Source organism: Arthrobacter sp. G.S.26 (assembly GCF_050847375.1).
In the GTDB taxonomy this organism is placed as follows: domain Bacteria; phylum Actinomycetota; class Actinomycetes; order Actinomycetales; family Micrococcaceae; genus Arthrobacter.
This window is the reverse complement of record NZ_CP193752.1, coordinates 3,614,399-3,636,831: the sequence shown is the minus strand read 5'-3', so window position 1 is coordinate 3,636,831 and position 22,433 is coordinate 3,614,399. Positions and strand designations below refer to the sequence as shown.

Below are 22,433 nucleotides of genomic sequence, written 5' to 3'. Positions count from 1 at the left end.
CCGCCCATATTTTGGGGGCGCCCGCCTCGGTAGCATGAGGTGTCCGGACAGAGCCGTCCGGCCAGTTCGACGCAGAAGGAAACCCATGGCAGCGGTGACGGTGGACGACATCCTCTCGGATCTCCCCGTGGGTTTCGCCACCCTGGTCCTCAGGCCTGTCCCGGCCGGCTCCGCCATTGAACGGTTCCTGATCGTGGACGCCGATGATGAGACGTCCGACGGCGGCGCGGCCTTTGTGCTGCTGATCGGTGTCCGCGGCCGGTCGGCCCTGCCCGCGCTGCGGCGGCTGGTGAAGAATCCTCCGCCGGTGATTGCCGTTAAGGGCAACCGGGACGAGCTGATCGAAGCCGAAGAGCTGCTCCGCGATGCGGGCACCGGCCTGCTCCTGGTGGATCCGTCGGCTGACTGGGACCGCCTGCTGTCCATCGCCAAGGACCGGATCCAGCCCCGCAGCTACCAGAGCGAAGTGCTGACCCTGCTGGAAGAGGATCTGTTTGCAATCGCCCAGACCACGGCCCGGCTCACCTCCAGCCACGTGCTCATCGAAGACGCCGCCAACAAGGTGCTGGCCTACTCCACTGTTTCCAACGACATCGATGAGCTGCGCAAGGCTTCCATCCTTACCCGGCGCGGTCCGCGGAAATATGAACTGCTGCTCAAGGACCTGGGCGCGTACCGGGAACTGCACCGGACCCGGCTGCCGGTGCGGGTGCCGGCCCGGCCGCAGGACGGGCTGCGGGAACGCGTGGCCATCACGCTGTTCGCCGGGGACCGGATCATGGGGTACATCTGGCTCCAGGAAACCGGGGCGGGGTTCGGCGCGGACGTTGACTATGTCCTCAACGGATCCGCCGCCAGGGCCTCGGCCGAGCTGATCCGCTACCGCAACCAGCAGTCCGTGCACATGCGCGAAGACCGGGTGGCCCGGATCCTGTCCGGCCCGGCGGAAGCCGCGGCCAGCGCCCACAGCGAGAAGATCCCCGCTGACCGTCCGGCGGCCTTGATCCTGTTGGGGATCTCTGATGCCGAGGCGCAGGCCGACGACGCGGCGCTGAAGCACGGCGAGCTGGCCAACCTGGCATCCATTCATGCCGCCGCGTACAAAGCCTCCGCGATCGTGGGCCAGTTCAAGGGCGACACCGCGGTGATTGTCCCTGGCCTGCAGTCCGCCGCCGCGGAACTTGGGCTGCGCAGCCTGGCTGAATCGATCGTCCGGGACGCTGGCAAGCACCTTGGCCTCCGGCCGTTCGCCGCCGTGGGTCCGGTGGTCCCGGACCTGCTGTCGCTTCACTCAACCACCCGTATCACCGGGGCCCTGCTTGGCTGCGTCGGCACGTCCCGGGACGCGCACGTTGCCAGCGTGGACGACTTTGAAGCCGAAATCCTCTTCCGCGAAGCAGTCCACAATTTCACGTCTTCAACGTTCCGTCACCGCAGCCTTTCCGCGTTGCTGCGCGAAGGCGGGGAACTTGCCGAAACCCTGCACGCATATTTTGAGGCAGCCCTTGATGTGGCAGCGTGCGCCGCCAGGATGAAGCTCCACAAAAACACCGTCTATTACCGGATCAGCAAGGCATCCCGCCTGACCGGCCTGGATTTTGGCAACCCCCGGGATGCGTTGGTGGCCCTGCTCCACATCCAGGAATGGGCCGGCACACACAAAGAACTTTTAGGCAGGAAATGACCACCGCACTCGAGGCACCTCCGTTGGGCCCGTTACTGGACGACATTGTCCGCAGCCACACGCCGCAACGGGAGAGCGGTTCAGTCCCGGCCAGCATCCCGCACCTGGCGGCGGTACCGTTCAACAGGTTCGGGATCGCGGTTGCCACCACGTCCGGTGAGCTGTTCAGTTCCGGCGATGCCTGCGTTCCGTTCTCCATCCAAAGCATCTCCAAGGTGTTCACCCTGGCCATGGCCCTCCGGGGGGACGGCGCTGGAACCTTGTGGTCCCGGGTGCTGCGCGAGCCGTCCGGTACCCCGTTCAACTCCCTGGTCCAGCTGGAAGTGGAGCATGGCATCCCGCGGAACCCCTTTATCAACGCCGGCGCCCTGGTGGTGACGGACCACCTGATGAAGGAAACGCCCGACGCCGCCACCCGGCTGTTGCGGTTCCTCACCGCAGAGGCGGGCAGCGAGAGGCCGTTCATTGACGAGGACGCTGCGGCCAGCGAGCTTTCCAGCAGCAGCCGCAACCTGGCCCTGGCGCACTTCCTCAAGGATTTTGGCAACCTGGCGCGGCCGGCGGAATCAGTGGTGGAGAACTATGTCCGGCAATGCTCCATCATGATGAGCTGCGTGGAACTCGCCAAAGCGGGGCTTTTCCTGGCCCGCGACGGCCATGGGGCACACGGACCCGTGGTGTCTCCCAGCGAAGCGAAACGCATCGGCTCCATCATGCTCACTTGCGGCATGTATGACGCCGCCGGGGAGTTCGCCTACCGGGTTGGCCTGCCCGGAAAAAGCGGCGTGGGCGGCGGGATCCTGGTGATTGTGCCGGGCGAATGTGCCATCTGCGTCTGGAGCCCCCGGCTGGACGCCAAGGGCAATTCGCTGGCCGGCACCGCCGCCCTGGCCGACCTTTCGGACCGCACCGGCTGGTCCGTGTTTTAAACGCCGGGCTGCGCAGCCCCGCAACTACTTCCCCCCACAACGCTTCACCATCACCCCATCGAAAGGATCACCCATGCCTATCAACCCCAAAGACGAGGTTGTTCAGGAGCGCAGCGCTGTACCCGACCACCTGATTGATGGTGGCCATGCCCATGCGACTGAGTCGTCCCTGCACGCTGAGGACAAGGGTTACCACAAGAACCTGAAGCCGCGGCAGATCCAGATGATCGCCATTGGCGGTGCTATCGGTACCGGCCTGTTCCTGGGCGCCGGTGGCCGCTTGGCCGAGGCCGGCCCGTCGCTGCTGATCGCCTACGCGGTGTGTGGTTTCTTCGCGTTCCTGATCCTCCGGGCCCTCGGCGAACTCGTGCTGCACCGGCCCTCGTCCGGTTCCTTCGTTTCCTACGCCCGGGAGTTCTTCGGCGAAAAGGCCGCGTTTGTTTCCGGCTGGTTCTACTGGATCAACTGGGCCACCACCACCATCGTGGACATCACCGCCGCCGCGATCTACATGAACTTCTTCGGCAACTACGTCCCCTGGATGGGTGCGGTCCCGCAGTGGGCCTGGGCCCTGATCGCCCTGGTGGTGGTCCTGGCCCTGAACCTGGTCTCGGTGAAGGTCTTTGGCGAGATGGAATTCTGGTTCGCCCTGATCAAGGTCGCAGCCCTGGTCGCGTTCCTGCTGGTGGGCACCTACTTCGTCATCTTCGGCACCCCCGTGGACGGCCAGGAAGTGGGCCTGAGCCTGATCACGGACAACGGCGGGATCTTCCCCAACGGCCTGCTGCCCATGATCATCCTCATGCAGGGTGTCCTGTTCGCCTACGCCTCCATTGAACTGGTGGGCACCGCCGCCGGCGAAACCGAAAACCCGCACAAAATCATGCCCAAGGCCATCAACTCCGTGGTCTTCCGCATCGCCGTGTTCTACGTCGGCTCCGTCATCCTGCTGGCCCTGCTCCTGCCCTACACCTCCTACCAGGCAGGGGTCAGCCCGTTCGTGACGTTCTTCGGCTCCATCGGCATCGAAGGCGTGGACGTCATCATGAACCTCGTGGTCCTCACCGCAGCCCTGTCCTCCCTGAACGCCGGGCTCTACTCCACCGGCCGGATCCTGCGCTCCATGTCCGTGAACGGCTCCGCCCCCAAGTTCGCCTCCCGCATGAACAAAGCAGGCGTCCCCTACGGCGGCATCGCGATCACCGCCGCCGTGTCCCTGCTCGGGGTCCCGCTGAACTACCTCGTCCCGGCCGACGCCTTCGAAATCGTCCTCAACGTCGCCTCCGTAGGCATCATCATGACCTGGGCCACCATCGTCCTCTGCCAGCTCCAACTCAAACGCTGGGCCGACAAAGGCTGGCTCGAACGCCCCAGCTTCCGGATGTTCGGCGCCCCCTACACCGGCTACCTCTCCCTGCTCTTCCTCATCGGCGTCCTCATCATGGTCTTCATCGATTCCCCCCTGACCATGCTCGTCACGGGCATCGCCTCAGCACTCATGGTGGCGGGCTGGTTCGCCTGCCGCAAACGCATCCGCGAAATCGCCGAAACCCGCAAGGGCTACATCGGCACCGCACCCGTCATCGCCAACCGAACACCCATCAGGTAATCCAGCACCACCGCCAACCGATCCGCACAGCAAAGAAAGCCCATGACAACGGAAACCGAAGCAACCCTGACCGCATCCTCCACCCGGCCCGCCGCCGTCGTACTTCCCCCTGTCAGCCCACGCCCGGCGCTGAAGTCCGCCGGGCACGTGATTGTTGATTCGCTGCTGGCCCACGGGGTGGAGCGCACCTACGTGGTCCCCGGCGAGAGCTTCCTTGATGTGCTGGACGGCCTGCACCACTCGGAGATTGAAACCATCGTCTGCCGGCACGAAGGCGGCGCGGCCTATATGGCCGAGGCGGACGGGAAGATGCAGCAGCGTCCCGGGGTGGCCATGGTGACCCGCGGGCCCGGGGCGGCCAACGCGCACGTGGGGCTGCACACCGCATGGCAGGATTCCACCCCCATGCTGCTGTTCGTGGGCCTGATCCCGTTTGCGCACCGTGACCGCGAGGCGTTCCAGGAGTTCGACATCAAGGCCTGGTTTGATACCGGCGCCAAACGTGTCATGGTGCTGGACCATCCGGAGCGGGCGTCCGAGATTGTGGCTGAGGCGATGTTTGCGGCCATGAGCGGGCGGCCGGGCCCGGTGGTGGTGGGGCTGCCGGAGGACATCATCCGGCAGCAGGTCGACCCGGCGGTCCACCCCGTCATTCCGGTGGCGGCCGGCGGGATGAGCAGCACCGACGCCACCGCCCTGCAGGCCGCCCTGGCGGAGTCCCGCAAGCCGCTGTTTGTCACCGGCGGCAATGACTGGACGCAGGAGGCGGCGGACCAGCTGACCGGATGGCTGGAACGGCATCACATCCCGGCGGCAGCGGAATGGCGGACGCAGGGAACGGTGTCTTTCGATTCCCCGTCCTACGTGGGACCGATCGGCTACGGGCGCCCCCGGCCTACGTACAACCTGCTGGAGGAAACCGACCTGCTGGTGTTTGTGGGGACGGTGCCGGGCGACGTGATTACGGACGGGTTCCTCTGCCGGCAGGACTGGAACAAAAAGAACTTCCTGGTCACGGTGGACCCTTCACTTAGGGGCCGCTCGGGGCCCGTTTCGCGGCAGATCCTGGCCAAGCCCGACGCTTTTGTCCGCGACCTTGCGGGCATTGACCTGCCCGTGAAGGACGGTTGGAAGGCTTGGACGGCCCGGATGCGTGGCGAGCAGGAGCGGTTCGCCGCCCTGCCTCCGGCGGAGCCGGCCACGGGGCAGGCGAGGATGGACACGCTCATGGCGAACCTGGTGCCCAGGCTGCCGGAGGATTCGATGGTCACCTTCGGTGCGGGCGAACATACCAACTGGGCCCACCGCTATTTCCCCACCCGCCGCTACGCCTCGATGATCAGCGCCCGCAACGGTTCCATGGGCTATTCGGTCCCGTCGGCCATCGCGGCCTCGCTGGCTGACCCACGACGCCGGGTGGTCACCATTGCCGGGGACGGCGAGTTCCTGATGAACGGGCAGGAACTGGCCACCGCGGCACAGTACGGGGCCACACCGCTGGTGATCGTGATGGACAACCAGGAGTACGGCACCATCCGCACCCACCAGGAGCGGCACTATCCGGCCCGCGTCTCCGGGACGCAGCTGAAGAATCCGGATTTCGGCCTGATGGCCCGGGCCTTCGGCGGTTTTGGGATCACCGTTACTGAGGACAGTGATGTTCCGGCCGCCCTGGACGCGGCGTTGGCGGCCATCGATGAGGACGGTGTCTTCGCGCTGATCCACCTCATTGTGGAACAGCGGGTCAAAGCCTATTGAGGCGGGGATTTCCTTTAGCTGCGGGCCCGGAATTTCCCAGCCGCCGGACGTAAACTGACCTTCGCATCACTTCCCGTGAGCTTTGAATCAGGTTGGAGCCGGCATGCTCTGGAAACTGTTCCTTGGACACCTGCGGCCGCGCCCGCAGCGGCAGGCAGTAAGCCTGCATGTGTTCTCCGGGCTGGCAGCGGAGGAGGCGGTATGAGTCCGGAACCCACCGGTGCCCGCGGCGGAACCGCCGCGGCCCCGGACACCCGGCCTGCCGCCGTCGAACGCATCCCGCGTCCTGCCGGCGGGCCGGGCCGGGGCGGGCCGTTTGCCGGCATGAACGTGCCGGCGGAGAAGGCACTGAACTTTGGCCCGTCCGCCCGGCGGTTGGCGGCTGAGTTGCGCCCCGAAAGGGCCTGGCTGCTGCTGGTCCTGGCGCTCGGCGTCGTCAGCGTTTCCTTCTCGGTGATCGGGCCCAGGCTGCTGGGCGAAGGCACCAACCTGATTTTTGCCGGGGTGGTGTCCCGCGACCTGCCCGCCGGGGTGGGCAAGGAGCAGCTGATTGCGCAGCTGCGGGCCGCGGGGGACAACCAGAAGGCGGACATGCTCTCGCCCATGGCGCTGACGCCGGGGCAGGGGATCGATTTTGTGGCGCTGGGCAGCGTGCTGATGTGGGCGCTGCTGCTGTATGTGCTGGCGTCGGCGTTTATGTGGGTGCAGGCATACGTGCTGAACGGCGTGGTGCAGCGGACCGTGTACCGGCTGCGGGAGCGGATCGAGGGCAAGATCCATCGGCTGCCGCTGCGGTACTTCGACTCGATCCAGCGCGGTGAGCTGCTGAGCCGGGTGACCAACGATGTGGACAACGTGTCGCAGAGCCTGCAGCAGACCATTTCGCAAGCGGTGACGTCGGTGCTGACGGTGGTGGGGGTGCTGGTGATGATGCTGATCCTGTCGCCCACGCTGGCGCTGATTGCGCTGGTGACCATTCCGTTGACGCTGGGGATCACGGCGCTGATTGCCAAGCGGTCGCAGAAGCTGTTTGTGGCGCAGTGGAAAAACACCGGCGAGCTGAATGGGCAGATCGAGGAGACGTACACCGGGCATGCGCTGGTGAAGGTGTTTGGCCGGCAGCGGGAGGTGGAGGAACGGTTCCGGGCCAAGAACGCCGAGCTGTACCAGGCGAGTTTCGGGGCGCAGTTCATTTCCGGGCTGATCATGCCGGCCATGAACTTCATCGGGAACCTGGTGTACGTGGGGATTGCCGTGGTGGGCGGCCTGCAGGTGGCGTCCGGCGCGATGCAGCTGGGGGATGTGCAGGCGTTTATCCAGTATTCGCGGCAGTTCACCATGCCGCTGGCGCAGCTGGGGTCCATGGCCAACCTGCTGCAGTCCGGGGTGGCGTCCGCTGAGCGGGTGTTCTCCCTGCTGGATGAGGAGGAGGAGCTGACGGACCCGGACGCGCCGCTGCGGCCCGAATCGGTGCGGGGGCGGCTGGAGTTCGAGGAGGTGTCCTTTGCGTACTCGGCGGACAAGCCGTTGATCTCTTCGCTGTCGTTGGTGGCGGAGCCGGGGCAGACGGTGGCGATTGTGGGGCCCACCGGGGCGGGGAAGACCACCCTGGTGAACCTGATGATGCGGTTTTACGAGCTCGACGGCGGCCGGATCACCCTGGACGGGGTGGACATCGCGCTGATGCCGCGTCGGGAGCTGCGGGCGCGGATGGGGATGGTGCTGCAGGATACGTGGCTGTTTGGCGGGACCATCCGGGACAACATTGCGTACGGCCGGCCTGGGGCTTCTTCCGAGGAGATTCTGGAGGCGGCCGAGGCGACGTATGTTGACCGGTTTGTGCGGTCTTTGCCTGATGGGTACGACACGGTGCTGACCGATGAGGGCGCCAACGTGTCCGCGGGGGAGAAGCAGCTGTTGACGATTGCGCGGGCGTTCCTGGCCCGGCCGTCGGTGTTGATCCTGGATGAGGCGACCTCTTCGGTTGATACGCGGACGGAGGTGCTGGTGCAGAAGGCCATGAGTGCTCTGCGATCGGACCGAACGTCGTTTGTCATCGCACACCGCCTGTCCACGATCCGCGACGCCGACCTCATCCTGGTGATGGAGGCCGGCCGGATCGTGGAGCAGGGGACGCACGCTTCTCTGCTTGCTGCCGGTGGGGCGTACGCGCGGCTGTATGAGGCGCAGTTCGCGGCTCCTGTGGCGGAGGTTTGATTTCGCCAGGGCCCCCTTACTAGTACGTCCTTTCGCAGCGACCCTTGCGGGCGGGAAAACCTTGGGGCGCCGGTGCTCGCCGGAGGCCTTGTCGGCGCGCTACCTGACACTCTTCCTCACCTACGTTCTCGATCGCAGAAAGGCCGTTTTATGCGGCTTCAGAGTCGCGAGCAGGTGCTAAGAATGCTCAACCACTTGTGCTTTGGAGTACCGTCGGTCCTTCTAGACAGTGGCTTGAAGGCCATCAACTGCAAACGCTGACAGACGACAATAAAGTTCACCGGGCGCGCAGCCCATCCTGGTAGGCCTGAGGGAGCCAAATCGCCGAAACCATGCCTTAGTCCCCTTCCGGAATCCAAGGTTATGCAGTCTGCGCACTTCCTCGTTTGATCGGCTTGCATCACGAGGCGTGATGGCGACATTTTGTCCGGTCATAGGTAACTCTTGACGCTCGCGCGTAGCGCTTCAGTGTGCTCGTAGATCTCCTCGAGAGAGCTAATGGGAACTCGTGTCTCTTCCTTTTTATCGTCGAAGATTCCTATGTACTTCTGAGTCCGGTTGAAGTGCAGGCGCGCAATTGGCTTACGGTTGTTGTCGTCCAACAGAACTGCAAAGTAGGACTTGGCATCCCTCTGAACCACACGGGCTGGCTTCACCTCGCTGCAGACTATTGCCCGCACAATTTGGTAGCCCTCGATCTCTTCCAGGGTCGTCTCCAGACCGTCAGCTTCCGCTAGGTCTGCTTCAGCTACGGGAGCGCTGGTGACAGCGGCCGCTATGGTCGAGTCATCGGTCTGCGGGAAGCCCGGGTTGCCGAGGGCTTTCTTCAATCGTTCATTCACTTGGTCATTCAAGAACTGCTTAGACGCCTTGGTGACCAACGCTGTGAATTGTTCCCGGACTTTCTGGGTGTAAGCCCCGGTATATACGCGTCCAGTGAGGAACTTGACCCACTCGTCTTCTGGCTCTTTGAATTGTGCTGCCAAGGTCCGCTTTAGCTCGCCGATGTACTTCAGCTCTCCCGCAGCGCTGATGATCGAGTCGAGATCAAATACGTCTTTTGACAGCTTCTGCAGTTCAGGAATGAGCATCTGGTCGATGTCGTTAAGATCGAGCACGAGGAACGGCTTCGCATCCATTCGGTTAGGTGCGTCGAGATCTGTGAAGAACTGGTACACCTCACCGTTGGTGAGAATTGCGATCCTGGCATTGGTCACCGCGAAGTAGCGGAAAAGCTGTGAAGCATGCTCGATCTTCACGGGCTCTGTCGATTTCTTGCACTCGATCAGGATCTGGACTTCGCCGTCCTTGACGATCGCATAATCGATCTTCTCGCCTTTTTTGAGTCCGACATCTGCGATGAACTCAGGAACTACTTCCAATGGGTTGAAGACGTCGTAGCCGAGAATCGTCGGAATGAATGGCATCACGAATGCGTTCTTCGTGGCTTCTTCCGTTTGGATGCCATCTCGTTGCTGGCGCACCTTTGCTGCCAACGCTGAGATTTTTTCTGCGAACTCCATTTGTCCCCCTATTAGATCTGCATGCTGCGTACGGAAGGGGCAGCAGCGATTCAAGCAATTGAACCATCACCGTAACCGTGATGCGCTGGCGCAACGCTAAACGCCTGGTGCAAGAACACGTTTCGGAGCCGGCAACCTACTTGCCAGGCCACTTCTTGCTTACCTCGGTTGTAAGCAGCAACAGTTTCCTCGCAGCCACCAAATCCCCGGGCGCTGGTGGGTGGTTGTACCGCGGGTTGGCTCCAGAACACCTTCGCCGTAGCACTCAGACACACAGCGCAACGTGTCCGCCCCCACACGTAACCTGTTGAGATGCCTCGCTTCGCGCTTGATATAGACTCTGTCGCCCGCACCGTCCGCGCGCAGGCGCTCCTGGATGCGGTCAACAACCGGGTGGTCATTGCCGACGGCGCCATGGGGACCATGCTGCAGGGCCGGGACCTCTCGCTCGAGCAGGACTTCCAGGGCCTCGAGGGCTGCAACGAGATTCTCAACGACACGCGGCCGGACGTTCTCGCCGACATCCACGACGCCTACTTCGCCACCGGCATCGACGCCGTGGAAACCAACACCTTCGGCGCCAACTGGTCCAACCTCTCCGACTACGGCATCGATGACCGGATCGAGGAACTGGCAAACAAAGGCGCCAGGATCGCCCGCGAACGCGCCGAAGCAGCGGAAGCAATAGACGGACGCATGCGCTGGGTCCTCGGCTCCATGGGCCCCGGCACCAAACTCCCCAGCCTCGGCCACACCAGCTACGACTACCTCAAGCGGACCTTCGCGCTCCAAGCCCAGGGACTCATCGACGGCGGTGCGGACGCGTTCCTCATCGAAACCAGCCAGGACCTCCTGCAGACCAAGGCCGCCGTCAACGGCTGCAAACAGGCCATCGTCGCCAAGGGAAGCCGTCTCCCCATCTTCGTCGAAGTGACGGTCGAGACCACCGGCACCATGCTCATGGGCTCCGAAATCGGCGCCGCACTCACCGCCCTCGAACCGCTCGGCGTCGATGCCATCGGCCTGAACTGCGCCACCGGCCCGGACGAGATGAGCGAGCACCTCCGCCACCTCTCCAAACAGTCCACCGTCGCCATCGCCTGCATGCCCAACGCCGGCCTGCCCGTCCTCGGCCCCAACGGCGCCCACTACCCGCTCTCGCCTACCGAACTCGCCACCGCCCACGAACAGTTCGTCCGCGAATTCGGCTTGGGCCTGGTGGGCGGCTGTTGCGGTACGACGCCGGAACACATGGCCGCCGTCGTCGAACGCCTTGCGCCCTTCCGCAAGCAGGAGACGAAAGCTGGTAACGGCCCGGCCCGGACCCCCACCGAGCGCGAAGCCGGCATCGCTTCCCTCTACCACCACGTGAACTTCGACCAGGAGTCCGCCTACCTCGCCATCGGTGAGCGCACCAACGCGAACGGTTCCAGGGCCTTCCGCCAGGCGATGCTCGAAGAGCGCTGGGACGACTGCGTGGATATCGCCCGCGAGCAGGTCCGCGTCGGCGCGCACCTGCTGGACGTCTGCATCGACTACGTAGGTCGCGACGGCGTCGCGGACATCAAGGAGGTCGTCTCCCGGTTCGCGTCGGCCTCCACCCTCCCGCTGGTCATCGACTCCACCGAACCTCCCGTGCTGCAGGCCGGCCTCGAACTCATCGGCGGCCGCCCGGTGGTCAACTCCGTCAACTACGAGGACGGCGACGGCCCCAACAGCCGCTTCGCCCGCATCATGCCGCTGGTCAAGGAACACGGGACCGCCGTGATCGCCCTGACCATCGACGAACAGGGCCAGGCCCGCACCACCGACGGCAAGGTGGCCATCGCCTCCCGCCTGGTGGACTCCCTGGTGGGCGAGTGGAGCATGCGCGTCGAGGACATCATCGTGGACGCACTGACGTTCCCCGTGGCCACCGGCCAGGAGGAAACCCGCCGCGACGGCATCGAAACCATCGAGGCCATCCGCCAGATCAGCACCAAATACCCCGGCATCAACACCACCCTCGGCGTCTCCAACGTCTCCTTCGGCCTCAACCCCGCCGCGCGCATGGTGCTGAACTCCGTGTTCCTGCACGAAGCCGTCCAGGCCGGCCTCACCAGCGGCATCATCGACGCCGCGAAGATCGTCCCGCTCGCGTCCCTCCCGGAGGAACAGCGCAAAGTCGCCCTGGACCTGGTCTACGACCGCCGCGAATACGACGACGACGGCAACGTCACGTACGATCCGCTGGCCATCATGCTGGACTTGTTCGCCGGCGTCGACACCGCGGCGCTGAAGGACCAGCGCGCCGCCGAACTCGCCGCGCTACCCACCGGCGAACGCCTGCAGCGCCGTATCGTCGACGGCGAAGGCAAGGGCCTGAAAGCGGACCTGGACCTGGCCCGCAGCGAAGGCATGTCCCCGCTGGCCATCATCAACGACCAGCTCCTTGAAGGCATGAAAGTGGTGGGTGAGCGCTTCGGTGCCGGCGAGATGCAGCTGCCGTTTGTGCTGCAGTCCGCCGAGGTGATGAAAAACGCCGTGGCCCTCCTGGAGCCGCACATGGAGAAGTCGGACTCCTCCGGCAAGGGCACCATGGTGATCGCCACTGTCCGCGGCGACGTGCACGACATCGGCAAGAACCTGGTGGACATCATCCTCACCAACAACGGCTACAAAGTCATCAACATCGGCATCAAGCAGGGCATCGCCGAGATTATGGCCGCCGCCGAGGAACACAATGCGGATGTGATTGGCATGTCCGGGCTGCTGGTGAAATCCACCGTGGTGATGAAGGAAAACCTCGCCGAACTCCAGTCCCGCGGCCTGGCCAGGAAGTGGCCCATCATCCTGGGCGGCGCCGCCCTGACCCGCGCTTACGTGGAGCAGGACCTCGCCGAGCAGTTCGAAGGCACAGTCCGGTACGCCAAGGACGCCTTCGAGGGCCTGGCGCTGATGGAACCGCTGGTGCGGGTGGCCCGCGGCGCCGACCCGGCCGCCGTCGGCCTCCCGCCGCTCAAGAAGCGCATCCACAACAGCGGCCCCAGGTTCACCGTGACCGAGCCCGAAGCCATGCCCGGCAGGTCCGACGTCGTGGCTGACAACGCTGTTCCCGCGCCGCCGTTTTGGGGCACCCGCATTGTGCGCGGCGTGGCCCTGAATGACTACGCCAGCTTCCTGGACGAGCGGGCCACCTTCATGGGCCAGTGGGGCCTCAAGCCCGGCCGCGGCGAGGACGGCGCCTCCTACGAGGAACTGGTGGAACGCGAGGGCAGGCCGCGCCTGCGCTACTGGCTGGACCGCATCCTGGGCGAGGGCATGCTGGACGCCTCCGTGGCCTACGGCTACTTCCCCGTGTTCACCGAAGGCGAGGACGTGGTGGTGCTGCATCACGGGGAAGACCGCGACGGCGTCCTCGGCACGCCGGGGCTCCTCGCCCCGGACGGTGGCTCGGGCGGCCCGATCGGCACCGAGCGCTTGCGGTTCACCTTCCCGCGCCAGCGCCGCGACCGGCACCTGTGCCTGGCCGACTTTGTCCGCTCCCGCGAGTCGGGCCAGATCGACGTGCTGCCGGTGCAATTGGTCACCGCCGGCTCGAAGATCGAGGAGTTCACCTCCAAGATGTTCGCCGCCAACGCCTACCGCGACTACTACGAGCTCAACGGCCTGGTGATGCAGCTCACCGAGTCCCTGGCCGAGTTCTGGCACTCCCGGATCCGCAAGGAACTGGGCTTCGCCGCCGAGGAACCCAAGGACAAGGCCGGCCTGTTCAAACTCGACTACCGCGGCGCCCGGTTCTCCCTGGGCTACCCGGCGTGCCCGGACATGGCGGACCGCCGCAAGGTGGTGGAGCTGCTGAAGCCCGAGCGGATGGGCGTGGTCCTCAGCGACGAGCTGATGCTGCACCCTGAGCAGTCCACCGATGCGTTTGTGTTCCACCACCCGGAGGCCAAGTACTTCAAGGTGTGAGTTGCAGCCGGTCCCTGGCCGGGGCGGAACGCGTCACTGCACCGTTCCCGCCTAGGCTGGAGACCGGCTTCACCCGCCTGAACGCGGCCAGCACGGCCCGGCCCACCACCACAATCCCAATGATGGTGGTGACGGAACGCAGGGTGTCCCAGCCCGCCGTCGAGGTCAGCAGCGAATACAGCAGGAAGCTGGACAGGTTGGTGCCCAGCGGCGCGCCTGGCTGGTAGGAAATCCCCGTGCCGTACCCCACCGCAAACGGCCAGAACCACAGGTTGGTCAGCAGCCCGAACAGGTATGACGCCACTGCCCCGTACCCGGCCAGCAGCCACAGTTCCGCCCTGCCGCGCACGCCCTTGGGCAGCAGCCCGGCCCCGGCGCCCACCCACGCGCACGCAAACACCTGGAACGGCGTCCACGGCCCCAGGCCGCCGGTCACCACACTCGAAACGGCGATCGTGGCGGCGCCCAGCAGCAGCCCGAACCGCGCACCAAACGCCCGCCCGGCCAGGATCAGCAGGATAAACACCGCTTCCACGCCGCCGACGCCGGTACTCGCCACCCGCACGGCCGTACCCACCGCGGCCAGGACCCCCAGCAGCGCCACCGTATGGGCGGAACGGACGGAACCGTCCAGGGCCAGGACGACGGCGACAGCGGCCACCGGGGCGATGGCCAGTGCCGCGAACGGCAGCGCCGCCGCGGCATCCTTCGGGAGGGCGGTCCCCAGCAGCGGCCAGCAGAATGCGGCGAGGGCCAGGAGGTTCGCGGCAGCGAGGACCAGCAGTTCGCCGCCGCGGGGGAGCCGGACCCGGCGCGGCCGGGATGCCGCAGCCGCGGCGGATACCTGTGCCGCCGGGGACACCGCGGCCGGTGACGCTGCCGCCGGGACCTCCTGCGCCGTGCGTGGTGGCCAGGCCGATGCTGCGACGGGGCCGGGAGCATCTGCCGGAGTCGGGTTGGGTGCTAACGCCCGTGCCGGTGCGACGCCGTCGCGCATCGGCAGGATCCGGGCAGCCAGGCTGTGGGCGAACGGAAGATCGTGGGTGGCGATCAGGACCGCGGCTCCCTGCTCCGCCGCTGCCAGGAGCGCTGCGGCGACGGCTGCGCGGGCGGCCGGGTCCAAGCCGCGGGTGGGCTCGTCGATGAGCAAAACCTCCGGCCGGTCCAGGGTCTGCAGGGCGATGGCCAGGATCCGCCGCTCACCTGCGGAGAGATCCCGCGGGTGTTCGTTGCCGTCCGGCATGGGCGCCCCGCCGCGCAGGCGGGACAGGTGCGCGGCGGCGGTGCCGGGTGCCAGGGGAGCGTCGGTTCGCCTGGCTTTCGAGATCCTCCGCTCGGCGGCGCGGAGTTCGCCGGCAACCGTGTCCCGGGTGAAAAGGTCGTCCGAGGCATCAGGTACCAGCGCCACCCGGACGTCGCGGGTCCGTCCTCCCGAGGCGGCTCCTTGCACCGGCGGTTTCGCGGTGGACCGGTCCGTTCCTTCGCCGAGCGCCAGCGCCACCAGCAGCGACGATTTCCCGGCGCCGTTGGGCCCCACCAGCGCCGTGATGGTTCCGCGATGCAGCGCCAGGTTGGCGTCGCGAACTAACGTGGCGCCCTTGCGGTGGACTGCCAGGCCGCTGGCTTCGAGGACGGGTTCCCCGGCGAAGTGCGCCGGAGCCTTGGATGGGTGGGCTGTTGTTGCGGTTTGCTCGGCTGCGACTGCCTCGGCTGCCGCGGCGGGTGGCGGGGTCCCGGGCAGCAGCGCGCCGTCCACCACCGTCCACCAGGCGTCCGCCACAGCAGTGAGCGCCGCGGCCCGGTGCTCTGCCACAATCACGCAGATCCCAGCGTCCAGGGCGAGGCTGGCTAAGACAGTGATGACGCGGTCCCGGGCGTCAGCATCGAGATCTGCCAGGGGTTCGTCTACCAGGAGCAAGGACGGGCTGTCCACCACGGCGGCGGCGATGGCCACCAACGTGGCTTCGCCTGCGGAAAGGGTGCTGAGGTTCCGGTCAAGCAAGGCGGTAACACCCACCAGTTCCGCTGCCTCCCGGACCTGGTATTTGGCGGCCGCGGGGGCCAGGCCGCGCAGCTCCAGGGCCAGGCCGATCTCGTCCCGCACCCGGCTGGTGGCAAACGCCGCCCGCGGATTCTGCAGGACCACACCAACCTGCCGGGCCGTCTCGCGGGGCGGCACGGCGGCGCGGTCAGCCCAGCCCACCCGGACTGTACCGCTGATGCTGCCGCCATCCACATGGGACAGGAGCCCGGCGGTGCCCCTGAGCACCGTTGATTTCCCGGCCCCCGTGGCGCCGGTAACCACAGTCACGCCGGGCCGCGGGACAAATTCCGTGACCTCGATCCTGGTGTCACCAATGCTGAAGTGCGCGTCGCGGATGGTGAGCGGCGCACCAGGGCGCGGACCGCCGTCGGGCGTGTGCCTGCGGGCGGCGCCGAAACCGCGGAGTTCCAGCGCGGCTGCAACCCTGCCGGCATGTTCCAGGGTGCGCTCCAGGATGGGCACCAGGGCACGAGGCCCAAACCGTTCGCCGCGGAGCCGGAAGGCCAGGCGGACGGAGGAAACGGCGTCTGCCAATGCCGGCAGGGCGGCCCACGCCACCACCAGCGTCCGGGCCACGCCCTGCAACGGCCCGCGCCGGGCCAGCCGGACGAAGCCGCGGGAGATGTCCACCAGCGAATTGAGCACACCGAAGCCCAAGATGGTGGCGGCGATGGGGAACGCCGACGCCGCGGCAGCCCAGAGCCCCGGGCCGCTGACCGGCCCGAACACCGCCACGTGCGCAAACGGCGCGGGCAGCCTTACCGCCGGGAGGTCAAACAGGAGCGGTTCGCCCAGGCCCGCGCCGTTGAAGAGGACCCGGTAGATGACCCGCGCCGCGATGAACACGGCGGCAAGAACCGCCGCTGCTCGCAACGGCGCGGGCCGGAAACTCATGCCGCTGGGGCGGCCGGTTCGCCGTCGACCGAGTACAGCAGCTCCAGGCTTTCGCCCGGCTTGACCTGCAGGGTGGCGAGGCCTTCCTGCGCGTACTCCCAGGCGCCGCCGCTGGGCTTGACCCAGATGGCCCAGTAAGCGAACGCGGCAGGCATTCCCTTGCACTCTTCCTTGTACGTGCCTTCCTTGTGCTTGATCTCCAGATCCGCGGCGGGGACGCCGTTCACCCGGCACACCAGTTCGGTGGGGTACTGGACGGTGCCCTCGGTCTTGACCTTTGCCTCCGCCAGCACCTTGGCGGCGGGCGTGGCCGCATCCGCGGGAACGCACACGGACGTGGTGGCGGCGTCCTGCTTCAGGGCACCCGAATCCACAATTACCTTGACCCCGGTGCAGGAAGCGTTGTCGGCGCTCGCCGACGCGGAGGCGCTGGCCGCGGGGGCGGAGGACGACGGCGGGGTGGCGGTCGGCGCGGAGCAGGCAGCGAGGCTGAACAGGAGACCTGCGGCGGCGAGCGAGCTCGCGGCGGCGGTGCGAAGGGTAGTCAAGGTCACGAGTCCAAGATTAGGCGTAGCCGGTCCGGAACCGGAGGCCGTTCCCTTGTGTGACGCCGGACTTTTGTCCCCGGCACGAAACGGAAGCGGACGACGGCGGGTGGGCACCTTGGGTTCTAGCGGTCGTTGCAACACCCCTAGATTTTGGGAGTTGCAACGACCGTGCCGTCTTTAATCAGGAAAGCGTCGGGGAAGAGAAAGTACACGCAGGAACAGAAGGACCGCTTCTTTGCTGTTTTCGACCGGGTTGGCTCGGTGGCAGTTGCTGCGGAGGAGCTCGGGTTCAATCAGATGACGTGCTATCAGTGGACCCACAAGGCAGGGATTGGGGCTGGGCGAGAAAAGCACACGCAGGAAAAGAAGGACCTGTTTTTTACTGTTCTGCAACGGGCCGGCAGTGTCACCGCTGCTGCCAGTGAACTCGGGTTGAACCGGAACACTTGCTATCGGTGGATGCAGAAAGCCGGGAGAGCCCGCAAACGCTCTGACCGACCGCAGCGCGAAGACTTCCGCCGCCTCCGGGATGCCGGTATGTCCCGGCGCGAGGCCGCAGCAGCTCTGGGAATCCACCAGACCACAGCTGAGGAGTGGGACGTTGGAATCCGCAAAACCAGGAATGGACGCATCTATCCTGGCGGGCGGTCCGTGGACTACACACGTGAAGTGAGCACAACCACCACCCCGGGCGTCCGGGGCATATCCCTTCCAGGGCTCGACGCTCTGGACAAGACCCTCGACGGGCGGTTCCTGTCGCTGCAGGACCGGGAAAGGATCCGGGACCTCCGCTCCTCCGGGGCATCACTTCGTGCCATCGCGGCCGCACTCGGCCGCTCGCCATCAACGGTCAGCAGGGAGTTCGCCCGCAATAGCCAGCCTGTGATCGGGTACCAACCCTACGCAGCCCACCGCAAAGCTGCCTCCCGCCGGCCAAGACCAAAAGAACGCAAGATCCTGGTCCTGCCCCGGCTGCGTGACCATATCGAAGCGAAACTGCTCCTGCGATTGTCGCCGGAACAAATCAGCAAGACTTTGATCAGGGACTTTCCCGATGATCAGGAGATGCGCGTGACCCACGAGACGATCTACCAGGCGCTTTACCTTCAGGGCCGGGGCGGGCTGCGTAGAGAACTCGCGACCGCCCTGCGGACCGGCCGGGCTCGCCGGAAGCCTCACAGAAACGGCGACGAGCGACGGCCTCGGTTCGTCGATCCCATGGTGATGATCTCCGAACGGCCTCCCGAAATCGAGGACCGGGCAGTGCCCGGACATTGGGAAGGGGACTTAATCACCGGGGCGCTGAACCAGTCAGCGATCGGAACCCTGGTCGAACGCTCCACCCGCTACGTCATGCTGGTCCACCTGCCAACCGATCACACCGCGGAATCCGTCAGGGACGGACTCATCGCCACGATGTCCACCCTGCCGGCCCACCTCCGCGGATCCCTGACCTGGGACCAGGGCGTGGAAATGGCAGCCCACAAATCCTTCACTCTCGCCACAGACATACAGGTCTACTTCTGCGATCCAGCAAGCCCCTGGCAACGCGGCTCCAACGAGAACACCAACGGGCTGCTCCGGCAATACTTCCCCAAAGGCACCGATCTCTCTGTCTACGGACCCGAAGACCTCGAGCACGTCGCCCAGGAACTCAACGCCCGCCCACGCAAAACGCTCGGCTGGGATACCCCGGCCGAGCGCCTGCGTGATCTACTAACAACCACCTAGCCACCAACGCTGTTGCAACGACCCCTAGAAACCGCCCACCCGGCGTCGTCCGCTTCCTTGTACCAGGTGTGCTTAGAGCGCGCCCTGGGCGGCGGTTCCGACGGGAATGGGTACGAGGCGGGTGACCTCGACCGGCTTTGCCAGCAGGCCCTCCAGCGCAGCGTTAAGCCGCTGGACGGGTTCGCCGGCGCCGTGGGCGTCCAGCAGCGCCGCGCTGGTCCACTTCTCGATCATCAGGATCTGGCCGTTGGGTGATTCATGGATGGCGTAGAGCAGGCAGCCGGGCTCCTGGTGGACTTCGGCGATGGCCGGCGCCAGGGCGTCCACCACCTGCTGGTAGAAGCCTTCGTTGGGGGTGAATGCCGCAGTCACAACGATGGTCATGGGTGCTTTTCCTTTGCTGGGTGGGTTCATCCGGTGGGGGACGGGACAGGTGGGGACGGGACAATGGGGGCGTGGGCCAGGGTCAGGCGCCCAGCGGCACTGCCCCGGCATCAGAGTTCCGGCCGGCCGGTGCGAGGTTTTCGCCGGTGGTGCTGTCGAAGTAGCTGGCCTTCCCGGGCTCAGGGACCACGGTGCAGGCGTCGCCGGCCATCAGCCGGGATTGCCCGGCCTGGCGGATCCAGATGAGTTCGTCACGGTTTAGTTCCCACGTCTTGAGGTCCAGGGCGGGGTCCGGCTGGACCCCGATGAGGGTGTCCGCCCCGAGGTCCTCGATCCGCCGGACAGTGCCGGGCAGGCCCTGCCTCCCTCCGTCCACGGTGACGCTGAGGTGTTCCGGGCGAACGCCCACGGTAACGCCCCCATCGCCAAACCGGGGTTGACCAACCCCGGGACCGTCCGGAGCCGCCAACGTCAGTCCGCCAACCACAGGCTGGCCGTCAACCACGGCAGCGGCCATCAGGTTCATGGGCGGGCTGCCGATGAACCTGGCCACATATGTGTTGGCCGGTCGGGTGTAGATCTCCTGCGGCGTGGCGTGTTGCTGGACCACGCCGTTGTGCAGGATGACGATCTGTGTGGCCATGGTCATGGCTTCCACCTGGTCATGCGTGACATAAACGAACGTCTTGCCGGTCAGGCGGTGCAGCCGGACAATTTCGCCGCGCAGTTCCGCCCGGAGTTTTGCATCCAGGTTGGACAGCGGCTCATCCAGCAGGAACATTGATGGGTTGCGGATTAGGGCCCGGGCCAATGCCACGCGCTGGCGCTGGCCGCCGGAAAGGCCGCCCGGCTTGCGGTCCGCGTACTGGTCAAGCTCCAGCATGGCGGAGACCCCGGACACCTGCTTGGCGATGTCCTTCGAGGAACCAAACACCCGCCGTGCAATGGTGCTGATGCCCGGAATGTGGTGCCAGCCCTTGAACTTGTCCAGCGCCAGCGGGAACGCGATGTTCTCCCGGACGGTCAGGTGCGGGTACAGGGCGTAGGACTGGAAAACAAAGGCGACGTCCCGCTCGCGCGGGCTCTGCCGGTTGACCCTGAGGTTATCGAAGATGACGTCCCCCGCGGTGGCGTCCGTCAGGCCCGCAATGATGCGCAGCAGGGTGGACTTGCCGGATCCGGAAGCGCCTAGCAGGACCAGGAACTCGCCGTTGTCCACCTCGGCGCTGAAGTCGTGGATCACCTTGGTGTCCCCGAACCGTTTGCTGATGTTGCGTAATGAGAGCTTTGCCATGATCAACCTTTGACTGAGCCGGCCGTGAGGCCTGAGACGATGCGACGCTGGACAAGGAGGAAGAAGATCAGCGCCGGCAGTGTGAACAGCAGCGCTGCTGCCATGACGGAGTTCAGCGAGGTCAGGTACTGGCCAACGAACGAGGCCAGGCCCACCGACGCCGGCCACAGGTCCCGCTCGGCGATGAACGTCTTGGCCAGCAGGAACTCGTTCCAGCCGTCAAAGAAGTTGATGACGGCGGCAGCGGCAACGCTGGGCAGGATCAACGGGGTGAGGACCAGGGAAAGGATGGTAACCCTGGGGCAGCCGTCAACGGATGCAGCTTCCTCGATTTCGTATGGGATGGCATCGATGGCTCCCTTGATGATCCAGACGCTGACCGGCATGGTGAACGCCACGTTGGCCAGGATCAGGCCGCCCATCCCGTTCAGCAGCCCCAATGATGCGAACAAGGCATAAATGGGGACCACCAGGAGCGCCTCCGGCAGCATCTGGGTGGCGAAGAGCAGGAACCCAGCGGCTCCCTTGCCGTAAAACTTGAACCGGGACAGCGCATATCCGGCCAGGACAGCGAAAACGAGGGACAGCAGTGTGGTGCCGCCGGCGATGACCACCGAGTTGGTGAGCCACTTGAAAATCGGGACGGTGCCGATCAGTTCACCGAAGTCGGCCAGCCGTTCCCAGTGCGGCCACCAGCCCTGCGCCTGGCCATAAAGTTCCGAGTCCACGCTGAGGGCAGTGTTCAGCATCCAGTACAGCGGGAAGCCGGAGAACAGGACCAGGGCGGCCAGCAGGAGCAACCGGACGGGCTTGCTGAAGTTCCGTTGTCCCGGCGCCTTGAGCCGCCGCCGGGCGGGAGCGTGGAGGACCGGGGGTGCTTCTTTGGTGCTCATAGCTCAGGCCTCCTTGGCGGCAGTGCGCCGTTCCATGATGAAGTAGACAACCGTGACCAGCAGGGACAGGACCAGGCCCAGGGCACCGATGGCTGCGGCGCGGCCCAGTTCCTGGTTGCTGAAGGCCTGCCGGTAGACGTTGACCACCAAGGTATTGGTGCTGTCCACGGGGCCGCCGCCGGTGAGGAGGTAGATGATCTCGAAGCGGCGGATGGACCAGATGGTCATCAGTAGGGTGACCACCCGGACCGTGGGGGCGATGTGTGGCCACGTGACGGCCCGGAAGGTTTCCAGCGCGCCGGCGCCGTCCATCCTGGTGGCTTCATACAGTTCGGTGGGAATGGACTGCAGCGAGGCCAGGACCACCAGCATCACCAGTGGCATGACTTTCCAGACGGAGGTCAGGACCACGGCGGCCATGCCGAACTTGGGGTCCACCAGCCAGCCCTGCTGGCCGATGCCCATCACGCCCACCACCTCGTTGAGGACACCATCCGAACGGTTGAAGATCCAGCCGAAAATCAAGGCGGTGGCCACTGTGGGCACGGCCCACGGGAAGGTGATGATTGCCCGCACCACCGTGCGGCCCTTGAATGCGCGGTTCAGCAGCAGCGCCGACCCGGTACCGATGACGACGGCGAACAGCACCGTGGCGGCCGTGTACAGGACGGTGGCGCCCAGGGAGTTGTAGAACTGGGGGCTGCCCAGCAGTTTGGCATAGTTCTCCAGCCCCACGCCGGTGCCGCCGTCCGGCCGTACCAGCGGGGTTTTGGTGAAGCTGAGCTGGATTCCCTGCACCACGGGGATGATCATAAAAATGATCAGGTAGATGACGGCCGGGCCGACGTAGATGTAGGGGGAGATTTTCTGCCACATGTGATGCCGGGAAGGCGCATCCTGTATTGGCGGCTGCGCCACGGCGGGCGGGGAGATCGAAGTTCGGAGCGACATTGCCCGGATCCTTTGCCTAGGTC

General features: G+C 65.7%; 15 protein-coding genes. 7 read left to right on the top strand and 8 right to left on the bottom strand.

The window, feature by feature from the left end; all coding sequences use genetic code 11:
* Positions 1 to 85 precede the first annotated feature (85 nt).
* The 5 genes from ACRB8A_RS16715 (at position 86) to ACRB8A_RS16695 (ending at position 8,197) form a co-directional block, all read left to right on the top strand.
* Positions 86 to 1,684, top strand: a complete 1,599-nt coding sequence (locus ACRB8A_RS16715) for a PucR family transcriptional regulator (RefSeq protein ID WP_285241841.1) — start codon at positions 86 to 88, stop codon at positions 1,682 to 1,684.
* A complete protein-coding gene (locus tag ACRB8A_RS16710; protein WP_432245157.1) occupies positions 1,681 to 2,613 on the top strand; it encodes a glutaminase in 933 nt (310 codons plus the stop codon). The genes ACRB8A_RS16715 and ACRB8A_RS16710 overlap by 4 nt, the downstream gene beginning before the upstream one ends.
* Positions 2,614 to 2,686: 73 nt before the next feature.
* Entirely contained in the window at positions 2,687 to 4,222 is a 1,536-nt protein-coding gene (locus ACRB8A_RS16705; protein ID WP_432245156.1) for an amino acid permease, read from the top strand.
* Between the two features lie 42 nt (positions 4,223 to 4,264).
* On the top strand, positions 4,265 to 5,980 hold the full coding sequence (locus ACRB8A_RS16700; protein ID WP_432245155.1) for a thiamine pyrophosphate-dependent enzyme: 1,716 nt from the start codon (positions 4,265 to 4,267) through the stop codon (positions 5,978 to 5,980).
* 201 nt (positions 5,981 to 6,181) lie between these two features.
* Positions 6,182 to 8,197, top strand: a complete 2,016-nt coding sequence (locus ACRB8A_RS16695; protein WP_432245154.1) for an ABC transporter ATP-binding protein — start codon at positions 6,182 to 6,184, stop codon at positions 8,195 to 8,197.
* A gap of 431 nt (positions 8,198 to 8,628) precedes the next feature.
* Here the strand turns inward: ACRB8A_RS16695 and ACRB8A_RS16690 are convergent, their stop codons facing one another.
* Positions 8,629 to 9,720: a type I restriction endonuclease gene (locus ACRB8A_RS16690; RefSeq protein ID WP_432245153.1), complete on the bottom strand. Its 1,092-nt coding sequence runs from the start codon at positions 9,718 to 9,720 to the stop codon at positions 8,629 to 8,631.
* A 312-nt stretch (positions 9,721 to 10,032) separates the two neighbouring features.
* Between ACRB8A_RS16690 and metH the strand changes: the two genes are divergently transcribed.
* Positions 10,033 to 13,671 carry a methionine synthase gene (metH, locus tag ACRB8A_RS16685; protein ID WP_432245152.1) on the top strand — a complete coding sequence of 1,213 codons (3,639 nt, stop codon included), beginning with the start codon at positions 10,033 to 10,035 and terminating at the stop codon, positions 13,669 to 13,671.
* Here metH and ACRB8A_RS16680 read toward each other — a convergent pair.
* From ACRB8A_RS16680 to ACRB8A_RS16670, 3 genes are all read right to left on the bottom strand, one after another.
* Positions 13,661 to 16,609 carry an ATP-binding cassette domain-containing protein gene (locus ACRB8A_RS16680; protein ID WP_432245151.1) on the bottom strand — a complete coding sequence of 983 codons (2,949 nt, stop codon included), beginning with the start codon at positions 16,607 to 16,609 and terminating at the stop codon, positions 13,661 to 13,663. The two genes, metH and ACRB8A_RS16680, sit on opposite strands and share 11 nt — an antisense overlap.
* A complete protein-coding gene (locus ACRB8A_RS16675; RefSeq protein WP_432245150.1) occupies positions 16,606 to 17,163 on the bottom strand; it encodes a hypothetical protein in 558 nt (185 codons plus the stop codon). The genes ACRB8A_RS16680 and ACRB8A_RS16675 overlap by 4 nt, the downstream gene beginning before the upstream one ends.
* Positions 17,164 to 17,334: 171 nt before the next feature.
* Positions 17,335 to 17,733 (bottom strand): hypothetical protein, encoded by a 399-nt coding sequence (locus tag ACRB8A_RS16670; protein ID WP_157371076.1) that lies wholly within the window; start codon positions 17,731 to 17,733, stop codon positions 17,335 to 17,337.
* Here ACRB8A_RS16670 and ACRB8A_RS16665 point away from each other — a divergent pair.
* On the top strand, positions 17,695 to 18,888 hold the full coding sequence (locus ACRB8A_RS16665; protein WP_235504790.1) for an IS30 family transposase: 1,194 nt from the start codon (positions 17,695 to 17,697) through the stop codon (positions 18,886 to 18,888). The genes ACRB8A_RS16670 and ACRB8A_RS16665 overlap by 39 nt on opposite strands.
* 72 nt (positions 18,889 to 18,960) lie before the next feature.
* Here ACRB8A_RS16665 and ACRB8A_RS16660 read toward each other — a convergent pair whose 3' ends face one another.
* From ACRB8A_RS16660 to ACRB8A_RS16645, 4 genes are all read right to left on the bottom strand, one after another.
* A complete protein-coding gene (locus tag ACRB8A_RS16660; protein WP_056598349.1) occupies positions 18,961 to 19,272 on the bottom strand; it encodes a putative quinol monooxygenase in 312 nt (103 codons plus the stop codon).
* A gap of 82 nt (positions 19,273 to 19,354) precedes the next feature.
* Entirely contained in the window at positions 19,355 to 20,566 is a 1,212-nt protein-coding gene (locus ACRB8A_RS16655) for an ABC transporter ATP-binding protein (RefSeq protein ID WP_432245149.1), read from the bottom strand.
* A gap of 2 nt (positions 20,567 to 20,568) precedes the next feature.
* On the bottom strand, positions 20,569 to 21,459 hold the full coding sequence (locus ACRB8A_RS16650) for a carbohydrate ABC transporter permease (RefSeq protein ID WP_082484187.1): 891 nt from the start codon (positions 21,457 to 21,459) through the stop codon (positions 20,569 to 20,571).
* A gap of 3 nt (positions 21,460 to 21,462) precedes the next feature.
* Positions 21,463 to 22,410, bottom strand: a complete 948-nt coding sequence (locus ACRB8A_RS16645; RefSeq protein ID WP_285241786.1) for a carbohydrate ABC transporter permease — start codon at positions 22,408 to 22,410, stop codon at positions 21,463 to 21,465.
* Positions 22,411 to 22,433: the final 23 nt, after the last annotated feature.